12 protein-coding genes are annotated in these 15,871 nt (G+C 74.4%); 7 read left to right on the forward strand and 5 right to left on the reverse strand.

The genetic code is table 11. The annotated features are described in order from the left end of the window. The first annotated feature begins 295 nt into the window (after positions 1–295). Positions 296–1,891, forward strand: a complete 1,596-nt coding sequence (gene guaA / locus IE332_RS13880; RefSeq protein WP_189916102.1) for a glutamine-hydrolyzing GMP synthase — start codon at positions 296–298, stop codon at positions 1,889–1,891. A 224-nt stretch (positions 1,892–2,115) separates the two neighbouring features. Next, positions 2,116–3,150: a Rieske 2Fe-2S domain-containing protein gene (locus IE332_RS42220; protein WP_189916103.1), complete on the forward strand. Its 1,035-nt coding sequence runs from the start codon at positions 2,116–2,118 to the stop codon at positions 3,148–3,150. Between the two features lie 33 nt (positions 3,151–3,183). On the opposite strand, the gene IE332_RS13890 is transcribed toward IE332_RS42220, so the two are convergent. After that, positions 3,184–3,393 carry a hypothetical protein gene (locus IE332_RS13890; RefSeq protein WP_189916104.1) on the reverse strand — a complete coding sequence of 70 codons (210 nt, stop codon included), beginning with the start codon at positions 3,391–3,393 and terminating at the stop codon, positions 3,184–3,186. After that, positions 3,390–4,832, reverse strand: a complete 1,443-nt coding sequence (locus tag IE332_RS13895) for a PspC domain-containing protein (protein ID WP_189916105.1) — start codon at positions 4,830–4,832, stop codon at positions 3,390–3,392. Before IE332_RS13895 ends, IE332_RS13890 begins: the two co-directional genes overlap by 4 nt. 218 nt (positions 4,833–5,050) lie before the next feature. On the opposite strand from IE332_RS13895, the gene IE332_RS13900 reads away from it, so the two are divergent. From IE332_RS13900 to pcrA, 3 genes are all read left to right on the forward strand, one after another. Further along, on the forward strand, positions 5,051–6,427 hold the full coding sequence (locus IE332_RS13900) for an ATP-binding protein (RefSeq protein ID WP_229928595.1): 1,377 nt from the start codon (positions 5,051–5,053) through the stop codon (positions 6,425–6,427). After that, entirely contained in the window at positions 6,420–7,124 is a 705-nt protein-coding gene (locus tag IE332_RS13905) for a LuxR C-terminal-related transcriptional regulator (RefSeq protein WP_229928577.1), read from the forward strand. Before IE332_RS13900 ends, IE332_RS13905 begins: the two co-directional genes overlap by 8 nt. Positions 7,125–7,244: 120 nt before the next feature. Beyond that, positions 7,245–9,893: a DNA helicase PcrA gene (pcrA, locus tag IE332_RS13910; RefSeq protein ID WP_189916107.1), complete on the forward strand. Its 2,649-nt coding sequence runs from the start codon at positions 7,245–7,247 to the stop codon at positions 9,891–9,893. Positions 9,894–9,951: 58 nt separating this feature from the next. Here the strand turns inward: pcrA and IE332_RS13915 are convergent, their stop codons facing one another. Next, a complete protein-coding gene (locus IE332_RS13915) occupies positions 9,952–10,746 on the reverse strand; it encodes a M23 family metallopeptidase (protein ID WP_189916108.1) in 795 nt (264 codons plus the stop codon). 324 nt (positions 10,747–11,070) lie between these two features. Here IE332_RS13915 and icmB point away from each other — a divergent pair, with 324 nt between their 5' ends. Continuing rightward, positions 11,071–11,475, forward strand: coding sequence for a coenzyme B12-dependent isobutyryl CoA mutase small subunit (gene icmB, locus IE332_RS13920; RefSeq protein WP_189916109.1), 405 nt, complete (start codon positions 11,071–11,073; stop codon positions 11,473–11,475). Between the two features lie 106 nt (positions 11,476–11,581). On the opposite strand, the gene IE332_RS13925 is transcribed toward icmB, so the two are convergent. Further along, positions 11,582–13,180, reverse strand: coding sequence for a DUF5691 domain-containing protein (locus tag IE332_RS13925; RefSeq protein WP_189916110.1), 1,599 nt, complete (start codon positions 13,178–13,180; stop codon positions 11,582–11,584). 87 nt (positions 13,181–13,267) lie between these two features. Continuing rightward, positions 13,268–14,566, reverse strand: a complete 1,299-nt coding sequence (locus IE332_RS13930) for an SWIM zinc finger family protein (protein ID WP_189916111.1) — start codon at positions 14,564–14,566, stop codon at positions 13,268–13,270. A gap of 180 nt (positions 14,567–14,746) precedes the next feature. Here IE332_RS13930 and IE332_RS13935 point away from each other — a divergent pair, with 180 nt between their 5' ends. After that, a complete protein-coding gene (locus tag IE332_RS13935; RefSeq protein ID WP_189916112.1) occupies positions 14,747–15,829 on the forward strand; it encodes an ATP-binding protein in 1,083 nt (360 codons plus the stop codon). Positions 15,830–15,871: the final 42 nt, after the last annotated feature.

The following is a 15,871-nucleotide window of genomic DNA, read 5'->3' on the forward strand; positions in this document are numbered from 1 at the left end:
CGGCGCCACATGCGCCGGTGGACTGGGGTGAAGCTCCACGCGTGGTCCTGCAGCCGTACGGCGGTGCCCCCGCGGGGGTCGGTCGGCGCGTCTGGCGGACGCGGCGGGGCCGTGCGGTCGTGTGAAGCAACGAACCGCGGGCCCGCGCGGTCACGGTCCTTTGGACGGGCAGACGAGTGAAACCGGACAGCCCGGTAGAATCGGTGTCCAGACACCCCACGCCCGTCGCCACCGCAGCCCCGCAGGGGGAGGCGGCTCCGCGTGACACCCCGATACCGCTGCCGGAAGGCCGTCTGTGTCCTCTGCAATTCCCGTCCAGTCCGCGCCGGACAACGACCCCGTCCTGGTGGTCGACTTCGGTGCCCAGTACGCCCAGCTCATCGCCCGTCGGGTGCGTGAGGCACGGGTCTACAGCGAGATCGTGCCGAGCAGCATGCCGGTCGCCGAGATGCTCGCCAAGAACCCCAAGGCGATCATCCTCTCCGGCGGCCCGTCGTCGGTCTACGAAGAGGGCGCGCCGCAGATCGACCGCGCGATCTTCGAGGCCGGTGTCCCGGTCTTCGGCATGTGCTACGGCTTCCAGCTGATGGCCGTGACCCTCGGCGGCACCGTGGACAACACCGGTTCCCGCGAGTACGGCCGCACCCCGCTGACCGTCTCCCGGACCGGCTCGACCCTGTTCGAGGGCGTCCCGGCGAAGCACTCGGTCTGGATGTCGCACGGCGACGCCTGCTCCGCCGCGCCGGAGGGCTTCACCGTCACCGCGTCCACCGACGTGGTCCCGGTCGCGGCCTTCGAGAACGACGAGGCCCGGCTGTACGGCGTCCAGTACCACCCCGAGGTGCTGCACTCCGACCACGGCCAGCAGATCCTGGAGCACTTCCTCTACCGCGGCGCCGGCATCGCCCCCACCTGGACCACCGGCAGCGTGGTCGAGGAGCAGATCGCCCTGATCCGCGAGCAGGTCGGCACCAAGCGCGCGATCTGCGGCCTGTCCGGCGGCGTGGACTCCGCGGTCGCGGCCGCCCTGGTCAACAAGGCCATCGGTGACCGTCTGACCTGCGTCTACGTCGACCACGGCCTGATGCGCAAGGGCGAGACCGAGCAGGTCGAGAAGGACTTCGTGGCCGCCACCGGCGTGCAGCTGAAGGTCGTCGACGCCGCCGACCGCTTCCTGGACGCGCTGAAGGGGGTCACCGACCCCGAGGAGAAGCGCAAGATCATCGGCCGGGAGTTCATCCGGGTCTTCGAGCAGGCCCAGGCCGAGATCATCGCCGAGGCCGGCGAGCACGGCGAGTCGGTCGACTTCCTGGTCCAGGGCACCCTGTACCCGGACGTGGTGGAGTCCGGCGGCGGCACCGGCACCGCCAACATCAAGTCCCACCACAACGTCGGCGGCCTGCCCGAGGACCTCCAGTTCCAGCTGGTCGAGCCGCTGCGCAAGCTGTTCAAGGACGAGGTCCGGATGGTCGGCCAGGAGCTGGGCCTGCCGGAGGAGATCGTCCAGCGCCAGCCGTTCCCGGGCCCCGGCCTGGGTATCCGGATCGTCGGCGAGGTCACCAAGGAGCGTCTGGACCTGCTCCGCGACGCCGACGCGATCGCCCGCGAGGAGCTGACCGCGGCCGGTCTGGACCGCGAGATCTGGCAGTGCCCGGTCGTGCTGCTCGCCGACGTGCGCAGCGTGGGCGTGCAGGGCGACGGCCGCACCTACGGTCACCCGATCGTGCTGCGCCCGGTCTCCTCCGAGGACGCCATGACCGCCGACTGGTCGCGCCTGCCGTACGACGTGCTGGCCCGGATCTCCACCCGGATCACCAACGAGGTCCGCGACGTCAACCGCGTCGTCGTCGACGTCACCAGCAAGCCGCCGGGCACCATCGAGTGGGAGTGATCACTCCCCCCGGCCGTCAGGGCCGGTCCGGCGGATCCCGCCGGGCGCGCCCCAGGGCCTGAACGGTCGCGCCGTCGTTCCCGTACTGGAGGGAGCGGCGGCGCGACCGTTCGCGGTGCGGGAGCCGCCCTCCGGGTGGGACCTCCCACCGAAAGCTGGCAGGACCGGGCAGAATGCGGACCGGACCTGTCAGGGAGTGGCAGGCGAGAGGGAAGGTGTACGGGATGTCGGAGGCCAGCAACGCGGTGCCGGCCGGCGGGGGAGCGACCGGCCGGGCCGACCGGGCGGCGCAGCGAAGGGCGCTCGCGTCGAAGTACGCGCTGCTCCCGCTGCGGCTCTTCCTCGGCGTCACGTTCGTGTACGCCGCGCTCGACAAGCTCTCCGACGCGCACTTCCTGGCCGGGGCGGGCGACCCGGCCTCCTTCGTCTCGCAGACCCAGGCGGCCAAGTCCGGCGGCAGCCCGATCTCCTTCCTGCTCGGCCCCGCCCTCGACCACCCGACCCTGTTCGCGCTGGCCATCGCCTTCGGCGAGCTGGCGGTCGGCCTCGGCACCCTGCTCGGCCTCTGGGGCCGGGTCGCGGCGCTCGGCGGCGCGCTCCTCAACCTCAGTCTCTGGCTGACCGTCAGCTGGAGCGTCTCGCCGTACTACCTCGGCAACGACCTCGGCTACCTGATGGCCTGGACCCCGCTGCTGCTGGCCGGCACCCCGTACCTCTCGGTGGACGGCTACCTCGCCCGCCGGGCCGACCGGGACCGGGCGCGCGGGCTGGGCGAGGACCACGTCAAGCGCCGGGCGCTGGTGGACGGCGGGATCGCGGCCGTCGCGATCGGCGGCGCCGGGCTGCTCAGCGGCTCGCTGACCCGCACCTTCGGCCGGGACCGGTCGGCCGTGCCCAGGCAGTCGGCGGCCCCGGTCTCCAACCCCCCGGTCGCCAACGCCCAGGCACCGGCCCCGACGGTGGCCGCCGCGAGCGTGCCGGTCGGCGGCTCCGCGCAGGTCAAGGACCCGGCCACCGGCGACGCCGTCTACATCGTGCAGCCCAAGGCCGGCCAGTACTGCGGCCTCTCCTCGGTGTGCACCCACTCCGGCTGCGCCGTGGACGCCCCGAAGAACGGCCAGCTGTACTGCCCCTGCCACGGCTCCCGCTTCGACGCCGCCACCGGCGCGGTGGTGAACGGTCCTGCGGTCAAGCCGCTGCCGAAGTACGCCGTCACCAAGGACGGCGACAAGCTGACCCTGGGCCCGCAGCAGGGCTGAGGCCCGACCGCCCCGGCTCACCGCCCGGCCGGATCACTCCTCGCGGTCGGGACGGCCGCGCCGGGCCACCGCCACGACCGCGCCGGCCAGGCCGCCGACGCCGAGCACGATGAAGGTGACGGGGATGACGATCCGTCCGTTCACCGACTGGTCGTTGAGCGCCGCGACCAGGTAGAGCACCGCGAGCACGGTGAACAGTCCGCCCGCGATCAGCGAGAACAGGTCGAGCCGGTGCTTCCTCACTGCTGGACCACCTTGATGTCGCCGAGCCCGATGCCGAGTTCGAGGTTGAGCGTGCCCTTGGACGCCCGGCCGCCGGCCGGGCCGATCAGATAGGTGTGCCGTCCGGTGCTGTCGCTGCGGTCGCCGGGGACGCTGACGTCGCCGAGCCCGACCCGGGCGACCAGGTGCACGGTCACGTCGTCCGGCACGGTCACGGTCATCTCGCCGGCTCCGAGGTCGGCCTTGGTGGCGAGGGTCCCCCCGGCCGGGTCGAGCCCGGACAGGTCCAGGCGGAGCTGCCCGGCCCCGAGGTTGTAGCGGTCGTGCAGGTCGGTCACCGCGGTGACCGTCCACTGGCGCTCGCCGGCCGCGTTGCGCATCGAGTCCGGCGAGTGGCCGACGAAGGCCAGCGCCAGGGTGAGCAGCAGACCGGTCGCCGCCAGCTTGCGGGCCCGGCCGAACTTCGCGCCGACCAGCAGCGTCAGGCCGACCACCAGCAGCGCGGTGGCCAGCACCGTCGCGCCCAGCACGGTCGGGTCGTGGTGGTCCGCGGAGGCGGCCCAGACCGCGGCGCCCGCGCCGATCGCCAGCAGGAAGCCGAAGAAGCCGAGCGCCGAGCGCTCCCGGGGGCGCCGTACGGCGGCGGGCTCGGAGCGGCGCTTCGGGCGCTCCTTGCGCAGCGGGTCGCCCTCGGGCAGGTCGGCGCGCTGCCACCAGGGCTGGGCCGGGCCGCCGGCCGGCGGCACCGGGGTGCCGAACGGCGGGGTCGGGCTCGCGGAGGTGGCGCCGTACGGGTTGCGCTCGGGGTGGCGCGGGTCCCACAGGTAGCCGCCGGCACTCGGCGCCGGGCCGTCCGCGGGGACCGTCCCGGCAGCCCGGCCGGCGCGCGCCGCCTCGTCCTGCTCCGGCCGCGGCCAGACGTAGCCCGCAGCGCCGGAGCCCGCCCCGGAACCGGACTCGGCCCCGGGGAAGTGGCGGTCGTACGGGCCGCCGTGCCGGCGCCCCCGCCCCCGGCCGCGCCGGCGCTCCGGGTCGTAGCGCACCGCCAGGAAGACCAGGCCGGCGAGCAGCAGCAGCGGGAACATCTGGTCCCCGTCGCCCATCGAGGAGAAGAACACCCCGGTGCCGATCACGGTCAGCAGCACCGCGCCGACCGACTGGCCGTCCACCCGGCCGGTGAGCACCCGCTGCAGCTCGGTGCGCCCGCCGCGGCCCTTGGACTCCTCGTCCGTCGGGACGATCAGCCAGGCCAGGCCGTACAGGAACAGCCCGAGGCCGCCGGAGAGGCAGAGCACCACGACGACCACCCGGAAGACCACCGGGTCGATGTCCAGGTGCCGGCCGAGGCCGCCGCAGACGCCGGCCACCACGCGGTGGTGCTCGGCCCTGGTCAGCGGCGGGCGGTCCGGCTCCGGCGGGGCGGCGGGCCCGGCCTCCTCGATGCGGTGGTCCTCGGTCATGGGCACCATCCTTCCGGCAGGTGCCGGTCCGGCCCAACCGGGAGTACCCCTGCCCGTACCCTGACTTGTCCCTGATACGGGCTAGGGACACACCCTGATGCGCCCGCGGGGGCGCGCGTGGAACCATCGTTGCCGTGGCAGCCCCCGGTACCGACCCCCGACCCACCGCCCCCGACGCCCCGTCGTCGGCGGGCGCCGACCCGAACGCGTCCGACGGCGTGAAGCCGCCGTACCGCCGGCTCTACCGCAGCCCGCAGGGCCGGATGCTCGGCGGCGTCGCGCACGGCCTGGCGGTGCACCTCGGGCTGCCGGTGCGCTGGGTGCGGATCGCGTTCGTCCTGCTGTTCTTCGCGCAGGGCATCGGCGCGCTGCTCTACGCCGCGTTCTGGTTCGTGGTGCCGATCGGCATCGGCGAGCCCTCGGCCCGCGGCGGCGCCCAGTGGATGTACCTCAACGGCGTGTTCGTCCCGGCCGCGCCCGGGCTGCAGGGCGGCCGGGTGAGCAAGGGGCCGTCCGGCGGCTGGCTCGGCCGGCTGCGCCAACTGCTCCAGCACACCCTGCAGGGCGAGCCGGTGGCGCCGCCCGCGGAGGGCGGGGCCGCGGCGCCCGCCGCCAAGGGCGGGCAGGGCGGCCTCGGCCAGCTCGCCGCCCTGGTCATGGTCGTGATCGGCCTGATCGCGCTGCTCAACGTGCTCGGCTGGCAGACCGCCAAGCCGTACACCTGGCCGCTGCTGGCGATCGGGGTCGGCGTCGCGCTGGTCTGGCGGCAGGCCGACGACTCGCGCTGGCAGCGCTGGTTCGGCATCGAGGAGGGCGAGAAGCGGCGCGGCGCCTACACCCGGGTCGGCGCCGGCGTGCTGCTCGCGGTGGCCGGCACCATCGCGCTGCTCGCCATGCAGGGCAGCGGCTCCACGCTCGGCTCGGTCGTCGAGGCCTCGCTCGCGGTGCTCGCCGGGGTGCTGGTCCTGCTCGGCCCGTACGGCCTGCGGCTGTGGCAGGACCTCGGCGCCGAGCGCACCGCCCGCATCCGCGCCCAGGAGCGGGCCGAGATCGCCGCGCACATCCACGACTCCGTGCTGCACACCCTGACCCTGATCCAGCGCCGGGCCGAGGACCCCAAGGAGGTGCTGCGGCTGGCCCGCTCGCAGGAGCGCGAGCTGCGGCTGTGGCTGTACCGGCCGGAGGCCGCCGCGGAGACCGCGCCGGACACCATGGCGGAGAGCCTGCGGGCCGCCGTCGCCGAGGTCGAGGACCGGCACGGCGTCCCGGTCGAGCTGGTGATCGTCGGCGACTGCCCGATGGACGAGAAGATCGCGGCACAGATGCAGGCCGCGAGGGAGGCGACCGTCAACGCGGCCAAGTACGGTGGCGGGGGACCGGTCCAGGTCTACGCCGAGGTCGAGGGGAGGACGGTGTCGGTGTTCGTCCGCGATCACGGGCCCGGCTTCGACCCCGACACGGTGCCGGAGGACCGGATGGGCGTACGGGAGTCGATCATCGGCCGGATGAAGCGCAACGGCGGCACCGCTCGGGTGCGGCCGGCGGCGGGCGGCGGTACCGAGGTCGAGCTGGAGATGGAGAGAACTGATGACTGAGGCAGCGCCGATGGGGGTCCCCCCGGCCGAAGGCTCGGGGCGCACTGCACGGGTCGTCCTGGTGGACGACCACCGGATGTTCCGGACCGGGGTCCGGGCGGAGATCGGCCGCACCGAGGTGACCGGCATCGACGTGGTGGGCGAGGCCGACGACGTGGACTCGGCCGTCCGCGTGGTCGCCGAGACCAGGCCCGACGTGGTGCTGCTCGACGTCCACCTGCCCGGCGGCGGCGGCGTCGAGGTGCTGCGCCGCTCGGTCGGCGTGATGGGCGAGCAGGGCGGGGTGAAGTTCCTGGCGCTGTCGGTGTCGGACGCCGCCGAGGACGTCATCGGGGTGATCCGCGGCGGCGCGCGCGGCTACGTCACCAAGACCATCACCGGCACCGACCTGGTGAACGCGATCTTCCGGATCGCCGACGGCGACGCGGTGTTCTCGCCCCGCCTGGCCGGCTTCGTCCTGGACGCCTTCGCGGCCACCGACACCCCGCCGATCGACGAGGACCTGGACCGCCTCACCCAGCGCGAGCGCGAGGTCCTGCGCCTGATCGCCCGCGGCTACGCCTACAAGGAGATCGCCAAGCAGCTCTTCATCTCGGTGAAGACCGTCGAGAGCCACGTCTCCGCCGTCCTGCGCAAGCTGCAGCTCAGCAACCGCCACGAGCTGACCCGCTGGGCCACCGCCCGCCGCCTGGTCTGACCGCTTCCGCGTTCGCTTCCGCGTTCGCTTCCGCGTTCGTTTCGCGCGGCGGCCCCGCCCGGTCCGGATTCCTCCGGGCCGGGCGGGCTTGTCGGTGGGTGGCCATAGACTCGTTGTGCCATGAGTAGCCTCTTTGACGACCTTCCGCTCCCCGGTTTCGAGGTACCCGCCGCCGGGTCGAAGCAGCCCGCCGAGCCCGTCGGCGAGGAGCCCCCGCCGTACGAGGACGAGGCTCCGTACGACGCCTACGAGGAGGCGATCCCGGACGGGCTGTTCCAGACCGACCATGCCGCCGAGGCGGAGCGGGACGCCTGGTACCGCAACGGCGCCGCCCGTACGGTGGTCGACCCGGCGCAGCTGCTGGAGGGGATGAACGACCCGCAGCGGGAGGCGGTGCTGCACGCGGGGTCGCCGCTGCTGATCGTGGCCGGCGCCGGGTCGGGCAAGACCCGGGTGCTGACCCACCGGATCGCGTACCTGCTGGGCGCCCGCGGGGTGCAGCCGGGGGAGATCCTGGCGATCACCTTCACCAACAAGGCCGCCGGCGAGATGCGCGAGCGCGTCGAGGCGCTGGTGGGCCCGCGGGCCCGGGCGATGTGGGTGTCCACCTTCCACAGCGCCTGCGTGCGGATCCTGCGCCGCGAGTCCAAGCAGCTGGGCTTCACCTCCAGCTTCTCGATCTACGACTCGGCGGACTCGCAGCGGCTGATGTCGCTGGTCTGCCGAGACCTCGACCTGGACCCGAAGCAGTTCCCGCCGAAGTCCTTCACGGCCAAGATCAGCAACCTCAAGAACGAGCTGATCGACGAGGAGACCTTCGCCGACCAGGCCGCCAACCCGATGGAGAAGAAGCTCGCCGAGGCGTACGCGCTGTACCAGCGGCGGCTGCGCGAGGCCAACGCGCTGGACTTCGACGACATCATCATGACGACGGTGAACCTGCTGCAGGCCTTCCCCGACGTCGCCGAGCACTACCGGCGCCGGTTCCGGCACATCCTGGTCGACGAGTACCAGGACACCAACCACGCCCAGTACATGCTGGTCCGGGAGCTGAGCGGCGGGTCCGTCGGGGCCGCGCCGAAGCGCACCGCGGACGGCGACTTCGTGAACCCGGCCGCCGCGCACCTCGCCCAGGTGCCGCCGGCCGAGCTGTGCGTGGTCGGTGACGCGGACCAGTCGATCTACGCCTTCCGCGGCGCGACCATCCGCAACATCCTCCAGTTCGAGGAGGACTACCCGAACGCGACCACGATCCTGCTGGAGCAGAACTACCGCTCCACGCAGACCATCCTGAGCGCGGCCAACGCCGTCATCGAGCGCAACGCCAACCGCCGCGACAAGAAGCTCTGGACGGCCGGCGACCACGGCGAGAAGGTCGTCGGCTACGTCGCGGACGACGAGCACGGCGAGGCCCAGTTCATCGCCGACGAGATCGACCGGCTCACCGACAAGGGCGAGGCCAAGCCCGGCGACGTCGCGATCTTCTACCGGACCAACGCCCAGTCCCGGGTGTTCGAGGAGGTGTTCATCCGGGTCGGCCTGCCGTACAAGGTGGTCGGCGGGGTGCGCTTCTACGAGCGCAAGGAGGTCCGGGACGTCCTGGCGTACCTGCGGGTGCTCTCCAACCCGGAGGACACCGTGCCGCTGCGCCGGATCCTCAACGTGCCCAAGCGCGGCATCGGCGAGCGGGCCGAGGCGATGATCGACGCGCTGGCGTCGCGGGAGCGGATCTCCTTCGCCCAGGCGCTGGCGCGGGTGGACGAGGCGTACGGGATGGCCGCGCGCTCGGCCAACGCCGTGAAGAAGTTCAACACCCTGATGGCCGGGCTGCGCCAGGTGGTCGAGTCGGGCGCGGGCCCGGCGGCGGTGCTGGAGGCCGTCCTGGAGGAGACCGGCTACCTGGCCGAGCTCCAGTCCTCCACCGACCCGCAGGACGAGACCCGGGTGGAGAACCTGCAGGAGCTCGCCTCCGTCGCCCTCGAGTACGAGCAGGACCCGGGCGAGCGGCCGGACGCCGGGGAGGACGGCGCGCCGCCGGTCGGCTCGCTGGCCGACTTCCTGGAGCGGGTCGCGCTGGTCGCCGACTCCGACCAGATCCCGGACGAGGACGAGGAGGGGCGGGGCGTCATCACGATGATGACCCTGCACACCGCCAAGGGCCTGGAGTTCCCGGTCGTCTTCCTGACCGGCATGGAGGACGGGATCTTCCCGCACATGCGGGCGCTCAACCAGGTCAAGGAGCTGGAGGAAGAGCGCCGGCTCGCGTACGTCGGGCTCACCCGGGCGCGCGAGCGGCTGTACCTGACCCGCTCGGTGCTGCGCAGCGCGTGGGGGCAGCCGGCGTACAACCCGGCGTCGCGGTTCCTGGAGGAGATCCCGGAGACGCTGGTCGAGTGGAAGCGCACCGGGGCGGCGCAGGCGCCCGTCCAGCGCGGCTTCTCCTCGGGCTCCTCCTGGGGCAAGTCCTCGTCCGGGGGCGGGAGTTCGCGTTCCTCCTCGGGGTCCTCGGGCTCGGGCTCCGGCTCCGGGTTCTCGGCCTCGGCCTCGCCGAAGGCGGGCTGGGGGCAGTCGGCGCGGCGCGGCGGCAAGGTCGTGGAGCGCGACGCCGTCTCGCTGGCGGTCGGCGACCGGGTCACCCACGACAGCTTCGGGCTGGGCACGGTGGTGGCCGTGACGGGCGTGGGCGACCGGGCGCAGGCCACCGTCGACTTCGGCACGGACGGGCGCAAGCAGCTGCTGCTGCGCTACGCGCCGGTCGAGAAGCTGTAGCCGGGGCCGGTTCTCCGGGCTCCTGGCGGGGCCCGGGTTCCCGGCGGGGCCCGGGTTCCTAGCGGGGGTCCAGGCCGTTGGCGAGGAACCACGGCAGCGGGTCGATCGGCCCGCTGCCGGCCGGCCGGACCTCGAAGTGCAGGTGCGGCCCGGTGCTGTTGCCGCTGCTGCCGACGAAGGCGATGACGTCGCCCTGCTTCACCGGCCCCTTGCGGATCTTGTACGAGCGCAGGTGGCAGTACCAGGCCTCGGTGCCGTCGGACATCTTGAGTATCGACATGTAGCCGTAGAACGGGTTCCACTGGGTGCGGATCGTGCCGTCGGCGACGGCCATGACCTGGCTGCCGCCGTCCACCGGGAAGTCGATGCCGGTGTGGCGGTTGGCCCAGCGGCTGCCCGCCTCGCCGAACAGTTCGCCGAGGCCGTGCTGCGCGACCGGCATGACCACCTTCGGCTTGACCGGTTCGGGGGCCGGGGCGGGGGCGGGCGGGGCCTCGGCGGGCTGGGTGCCGGCCAGCGGCTGACGGGCGTCGCCGCGCGAGGCCTGGGTCCGGCCGCCGTCCGCGGCCACCTGGGCCGCCGCCTGGGCCGCCGTGCCGTCCGGGGCGTCGTCCGCCGTGGCCTGCGAGGGCACCCGTCCGGCGGCCTGGGCGCGCTGCTGGTCGGCCTCCCCCTGCACCGTGATCGCCGCCGCGGCCGCCACGCCGAGCGCGGCCACCGACGGCAGCGCGACCCGCAGCAGCGCCGTCCGGGTGGCCGCCTTGGCGGCACCGCGGCGCTGGGCGCGGGACTGCTCGCGGGCGGCGAGGCGCAGCTCCGCGCGGGTCGGACGGGCGGCTGCTTCGGGAGCCATCGGGGGCTGCCTCCTCGGTGGGCCTCGGGCACGTCGTCGGGCGAGGTCAGACAGCCGCGACTGTAGCCGGAAGGCCGACGCCCCGGAAAAACCTCCGGTTGTCAAGAGGTCGCCCGGGGGGTCTGTGGGGAGGTTGCGGAAAGGGCGGGTATACCCGCTGGTAGCAAGGCCTGGAGCTGTGACTTTGCCCTCCTCTTGGGAGGTGGCACGGTCAACCGGGCCGGGTGGCGCTAACCTCCCCTCAGGTTGGTTATTGACCGTTAACCGCGCCCGTGGCCCACGAGGCCCGGCGGGGTGGTGGACGACGAGGTCCAGGAGGCAGTGATGAGTGTGTCGGGGCCCATCCGTGTGGTGGTCGCCAAGCCGGGGCTCGACGGTCACGACCGTGGCGCCAAGGTCATCGCGCGCGCCCTGCGCGACGCCGGTATGGAGGTCATCTACACCGGGCTGCACCAGACGCCCGAGCAGGTCGTCGACACCGCGATCCAGGAGGACGCGGACGGCATCGGGCTGTCGATCCTCTCCGGTGCCCACATGACGCTGTGCGCGCGGGTGCTGGAACTGCTGAAGGAGCGCGACGCGGCGGACATCAAGGTCTTCTGCGGCGGGATCATCCCGGACGAGGACATCGCCGAGCTGAAGGCGATGGGCGTCGCGGACATCTTCACCCCGGGCACGCCGACCCGGGACGTGGTGGCCTGGGTCGAGGCCAACCTGCGGGCGAGCTGAGCCTCGGCCGAGCCGACTTCTTCGTACGGCGGAGCGGGCCGCGCCCTCGGGGGAACGGCCCGCTCTGCCGTTCCCGGGGCACGGTCCGCTCTGCTGTGACGGTGGCTCAGCCCGTCAGCTCCGCGAGCATCGCGGCCCGGAAGCGCAGGGTGCCGGCCAGCCGGGCGAAGGTCTCGGCCCAGGCGGAGTCCGGGGCGGCCTCGGCGGCCAGCCGCTCCACCGCGGCCGCCGTCTCCGGGGCGAGCGCGCGCTCGGTCATCCCGAGCACCCCGCTGTGGCTCCACGGGTACGCGCCGGAGGTGGCTGCCCGGGCCAGGGCGCTCACCACGGCGGTGGACAGCGGCGGCGTCCACGGGGTCGCGCAGGCGCCGAGCAGCTGGAACGCCTCGCCCAGCCCGTGCACCTCGATGAACGCGGCCGTCCAGGCGGCCCGCTCCTCGGGCGGCAGGACGGCCAGCAGCTTGGCCGGGGCGCCGGTGGTGCGCGGGGCGCGGGCCCGGCCGGCGCCCCGGGCGGGCGGTGCCGGGGCCGGGCCGAGCAGTGCCCGGGCCCAGTCGGCGTCGTGCTGGCGTACGGCGGCGCGCGCCCAGGCCTCCCGCAGGTCGTCGGCCCAGCTGCTGCTGGTCTCGTCGATGCTGTCGCCGACCCGCAGGGCGAGCAGCTGGTCCGGCGTCAGTCCGGTGCTCTCCGGCCAGAGCGGGAGCGGTGCCGCGGCCACCACCTCGCCGAACCACCAGGCCCGTTCGCCGCGCCCGGTGGGGGACTTGGGGGTGATGCCGTCGCGCTGCATCCGCGCGTCGCACTCGGCGGGCGGGGTGACCAGCAGGTGCGTTCCGGCCGGTGCGAGGTGGACGGCGGCGCGCGCCCGCTCGGCCATCCGGCCCGCCAGCGCGGAGCCGGGCAGGGTGGAGAGCAGTTCGGCGGCGGTGGCGCGGACGTTCTTGCTGCGGTCGCCGAGGGCGGCCTCCAGGAACGGCTCGTCGGCGGGGGAGAGGCCGTCCTGGAGGGCGTCCAGGAACAGCAGGCGGTCCTCGGCGCGCTCGGTGGACCAGGTGCTCCGCAGCAGCTCCAGCCCGGCGGCCGGGTCGCGGCGGCGCAGCAGCGTGAGGTGGGTGACGCGCTCGGCGAACAGGCCCTCGTGCCAGAGGTGGTGGTCGGTGGGGGCGTCCTGCCGGGCCGCCTCCTCGACGGTGGTGCGCAGCACGAACCGCCAGTCCGGGTTCTGCTCGGCCAGCCAGCGGCCCAGCGGGCCGGCCAGCGCGACGGCGTCGGAGCGGAGTTCGCCGCGGGCGCGGGCGGCGTCGAGCAGCCCGGGTATCAGCGCGGCGGGCGGCCGCAGGCCCCGGGCCCGGGCGGTGGCGAGCCACTGCGGCAGCAGCTCGGCCAGGTTGGCCAGGGTGCCGCCGCTGCCACTGCCGGCCCGGCCGGCCAGCAGGACGGCCAGTCGGCGGGCGGCCGGCTCGGGCAGCTCCGGGCGGGTGTCCTCGGGCGCGGGCGGCCCGGGCGGTTCGGCGGCCGGTACGGGCAGCGCGCCAGCCCGGCGCCGGACGGTGGCGAGGGCGGCCAGCTCCAGCAGGGCGGTGGCCGGGTCCGTCGGGTCCACGACGTCGGCGAGCGGCAGGGCGGTCGCCGGGAGCGGGCGGCGGTCGATGCCGAGCAGGGCGCTGGTGCGCAGGGTCTCCCACGGGTCCTGGATGATCGTCATTCTCGGTGCTCCTAGGGCGGGTCTCGTGGATTTCGTCGGATCAGGCCACGGGCCTGGCAGGGGTCCGCACGACGGGCCCGACGCGCTCTAGGCGTTGGTGAGGCCGACCGGGCGGTGGCCCGCGGGCCAGGCCGTGACCGGCTCGAAGCCCTGGTGGCCGTACTCGCCGAAGACCGCCAGCGGACGGCCGGTGGAGACCGCGGCCAGCCGCCACAGCGCCGCCTCCGGGACGGCCGAGGCGCGGACGGGCACGGTGTGCCGGCCGTCCGTCAGGTACCAGCCGTCCGGGGTGCGGACCGGGACGACGTCGGCGAGGACGGCCGGGTGGCTCTCCAGCCACGGGTCGTCGGCGACGGCGGCGCCGTAGCCGGCCACCGCCTCGGCGACGGTGAGCCCGGCGGGCGGCCCGGCCGGCCCGGCCTCGGGGGCGCCGTAGCGGGTGCCGAGAGCGGCGCGCAGCGGGCGGGCGCCGGGGTGGTAGGCGAGTTCGGCCTCCAGCAGGTGGCCGGTGGGCAGGGCGAGGTCGGGGGCCTGGCCGGGGCGGCCGAAGGCCAGCAGCAGGGCCGGGCGGCCGGTCTTGGCGCCGCGCAGCCAGACCCGGCGGGTGGTGAGCCGCTCGTCGGCAGTGTCCCGGCTGCCGAGCACCAGCCAGCGGTCCCGGACGGTGGGGCCGGCCAGCACCTCGGCGGCGTCCACGGTGTAGCCGACCCGGGTGCGGACCGTCGCGGCCAGCTCGGCGGGCAGCTCGTCGATCCGGGTGGCGGCGGTGGCGAGCAGGTGCAGCATCGCGTACTCCTCCAGCAGCCGCTCCTGCGGCACGGTGTCGAGTTCGCGGACCCGGGTGGCCAGCCCGGGGGCCTGGGCGTCGACCATCCGGGCGGCGACCTCCTCCCAGGGGCCGGCGGTGGACTGGTCGGCCAGGCCGTGCCGGATCCGGTCGGCCAGCCGCAGCCGCAGCTCGGCCGCGCCGGCCGCGACCCGGGCGCCGCGCTTCTCGGCCCGGCGGCGGGCGGCCTCCGGGTCGGCCGGGGCCGCCGCGCGCTTCTCGGCGCGGTCCCGGCGGGCCTCCAGCCACTCGGCGGCCCAGTCGGCCGGTGCGGCGGCCGGGACGGCCTCCGGGGAGCCGCTCCACAGCAGGAGGAGCCCGAGCGCGTGCTTGCACGGGAACTTCCGGCTGGGGCAGCTGCACTGGTAGGCGGGCGTGGCGAGTTCGACCACGGTGCGGTACGGCGTGCGGCCGCTGCCCCTGCACTCGCCCCAGAGCGCGGTGCCGTCGGTGCCCGTGCCGGACCACGGCGCGGGCGAGGAGAGCTTGCCCGCGGCCTTCTGCGACGAGGTGTCAGGTGCCAGGGACAGGACGTGTTCGGTGCTCCAGCGTTCCTCCATGCGACCGACCGTAGGCGGTGGCACTGACAGTCGCTGACTGTCCGTCCGGAGGCCTCCCGCCGTTGTCAGTGGCGGGGTGCAGGGTGGGTTCCACAGGCCGGGACCGCCGACCTGGCTCCCCCCGATCACCCTGCCGCCCGGGCATCCGTATACCCCGCGGCCGACCCGAAGGAGCCCCCCATGACCGACGTTCTCCGGCAGCACGCCGAGGACGCCTTCGCCGGCGAACTGGCCGCCCTGGCCGCGCAGGACGACCGTCCGCGCCCCGAGCGCTGGAAACTGTCGCCGTGGGCCGTGGCGACGTACCTGCTCGGCGGCGAACTGCCCGACGGCACCCCGGTCAGCCCCAAGTACATCGGCCCGCGCCGCGTCGTCGAGGTCGCCGTGACGACCCTGGCGACGGACCGCGCGCTGCTGCTGCTCGGCGTGCCCGGCACCGCGAAGACCTGGGTGTCCGAGCACCTGGCCGCCGCGATCAGCGGCGACTCCACGATGCTGGTGCAGGGCACCGCCGGTACCCCCGAGGAGGCCGTCCGGTACGGCTGGAACTACGCCCGGCTGCTCACCGACGGCCCCAGCCGGGACGCCCTGGTGCCCTCGCCGCTGATGCGGGCGATGGCCGACGGCAAGATCGCCCGGGTCGAGGAGCTGACCCGGATCCCGGCCGACGTCCAGGACAGCCTGATCACCATCCTGTCCGAGAAGACGCTCCCGGTACCGGAGTTGGGCAGCGAGACGCAGGCCGTGCGCGGCTTCAACGTGATCGCCACCGCCAACGACCGCGACCGCGGCGTCAACGAGCTCTCCAGCGCGCTGCGCCGCCGCTTCAACACCGTGGTGCTGCCGCTGCCGGGCTCGCTGGAGGAGGAGGTCGACATCGTCACCCGCCGGGTCAACCAGCTCGGCCGCTCCCTGGAGCTGCCCGAACTGCCCGGCGGCGCCGAGGAGATCAGGCGGGTGGTCACCGTCTTCCGCGAGCTGCGGGCCGGGATCACGGCGGACGGCCGGACGAAGGTCAAGACCCCGAGCGGCACCCTCTCCACCGCCGAGGCGATCTCGGTGGTGACCAACGGCCTGGCCCTGGCCACCCACTTCGGCGACGGCGTGCTGCGCGCCGGGGACGTGACGACCGGCATCGTCGGCGCCGTCGTCCGTGACCCGGTGGCGGACCGGGCGGTCTGGCGCGAGTACGTCGAAGGGGTGGTGCGCGAGCGCGACGGCTGGAAGGACTTCTACCGGGCCGCCCGCGAGGCGGGCGCATGAGCGAGCGAACGGTCCAGGGGTGCCGCTTGCGCGGAGCGCCCG

It is taken from the genome of Kitasatospora xanthocidica (assembly GCF_014656195.1).
Classification (GTDB): Bacteria; Actinomycetota; Actinomycetes; order Streptomycetales; family Streptomycetaceae; genus Kitasatospora; species Kitasatospora xanthocidica.

Coding starts and splice junctions, on each gene's coding strand:
- IE332_RS13935 (WP_189916112.1), top strand. CDS start 14,747: ATGACCGACGTTCTCCGGCAGCACGCCGAGGACGCCTTCGCCGGCGAA.
- IE332_RS13930 (WP_189916111.1), bottom strand. CDS start 14,566: ATGGAGGAACGCTGGAGCACCGAACACGTCCTGTCCCTGGCACCTGAC.
- IE332_RS13925 (WP_189916110.1), bottom strand. CDS start 13,180: ATGACGATCATCCAGGACCCGTGGGAGACCCTGCGCACCAGCGCCCTG.
- IE332_RS13905 (WP_229928577.1), top strand. CDS start 6,420: ATGACTGAGGCAGCGCCGATGGGGGTCCCCCCGGCCGAAGGCTCGGGG.
- IE332_RS13895 (WP_189916105.1), bottom strand. CDS start 4,832: ATGACCGAGGACCACCGCATCGAGGAGGCCGGGCCCGCCGCCCCGCCG.
- icmB (WP_189916109.1), top strand. CDS start 11,071: ATGAGTGTGTCGGGGCCCATCCGTGTGGTGGTCGCCAAGCCGGGGCTC.
- pcrA (WP_189916107.1), top strand. CDS start 7,245: ATGAGTAGCCTCTTTGACGACCTTCCGCTCCCCGGTTTCGAGGTACCC.
- IE332_RS13915 (WP_189916108.1), bottom strand. CDS start 10,746: ATGGCTCCCGAAGCAGCCGCCCGTCCGACCCGCGCGGAGCTGCGCCTC.
- IE332_RS42220 (WP_189916103.1), top strand. CDS start 2,116: ATGTCGGAGGCCAGCAACGCGGTGCCGGCCGGCGGGGGAGCGACCGGC.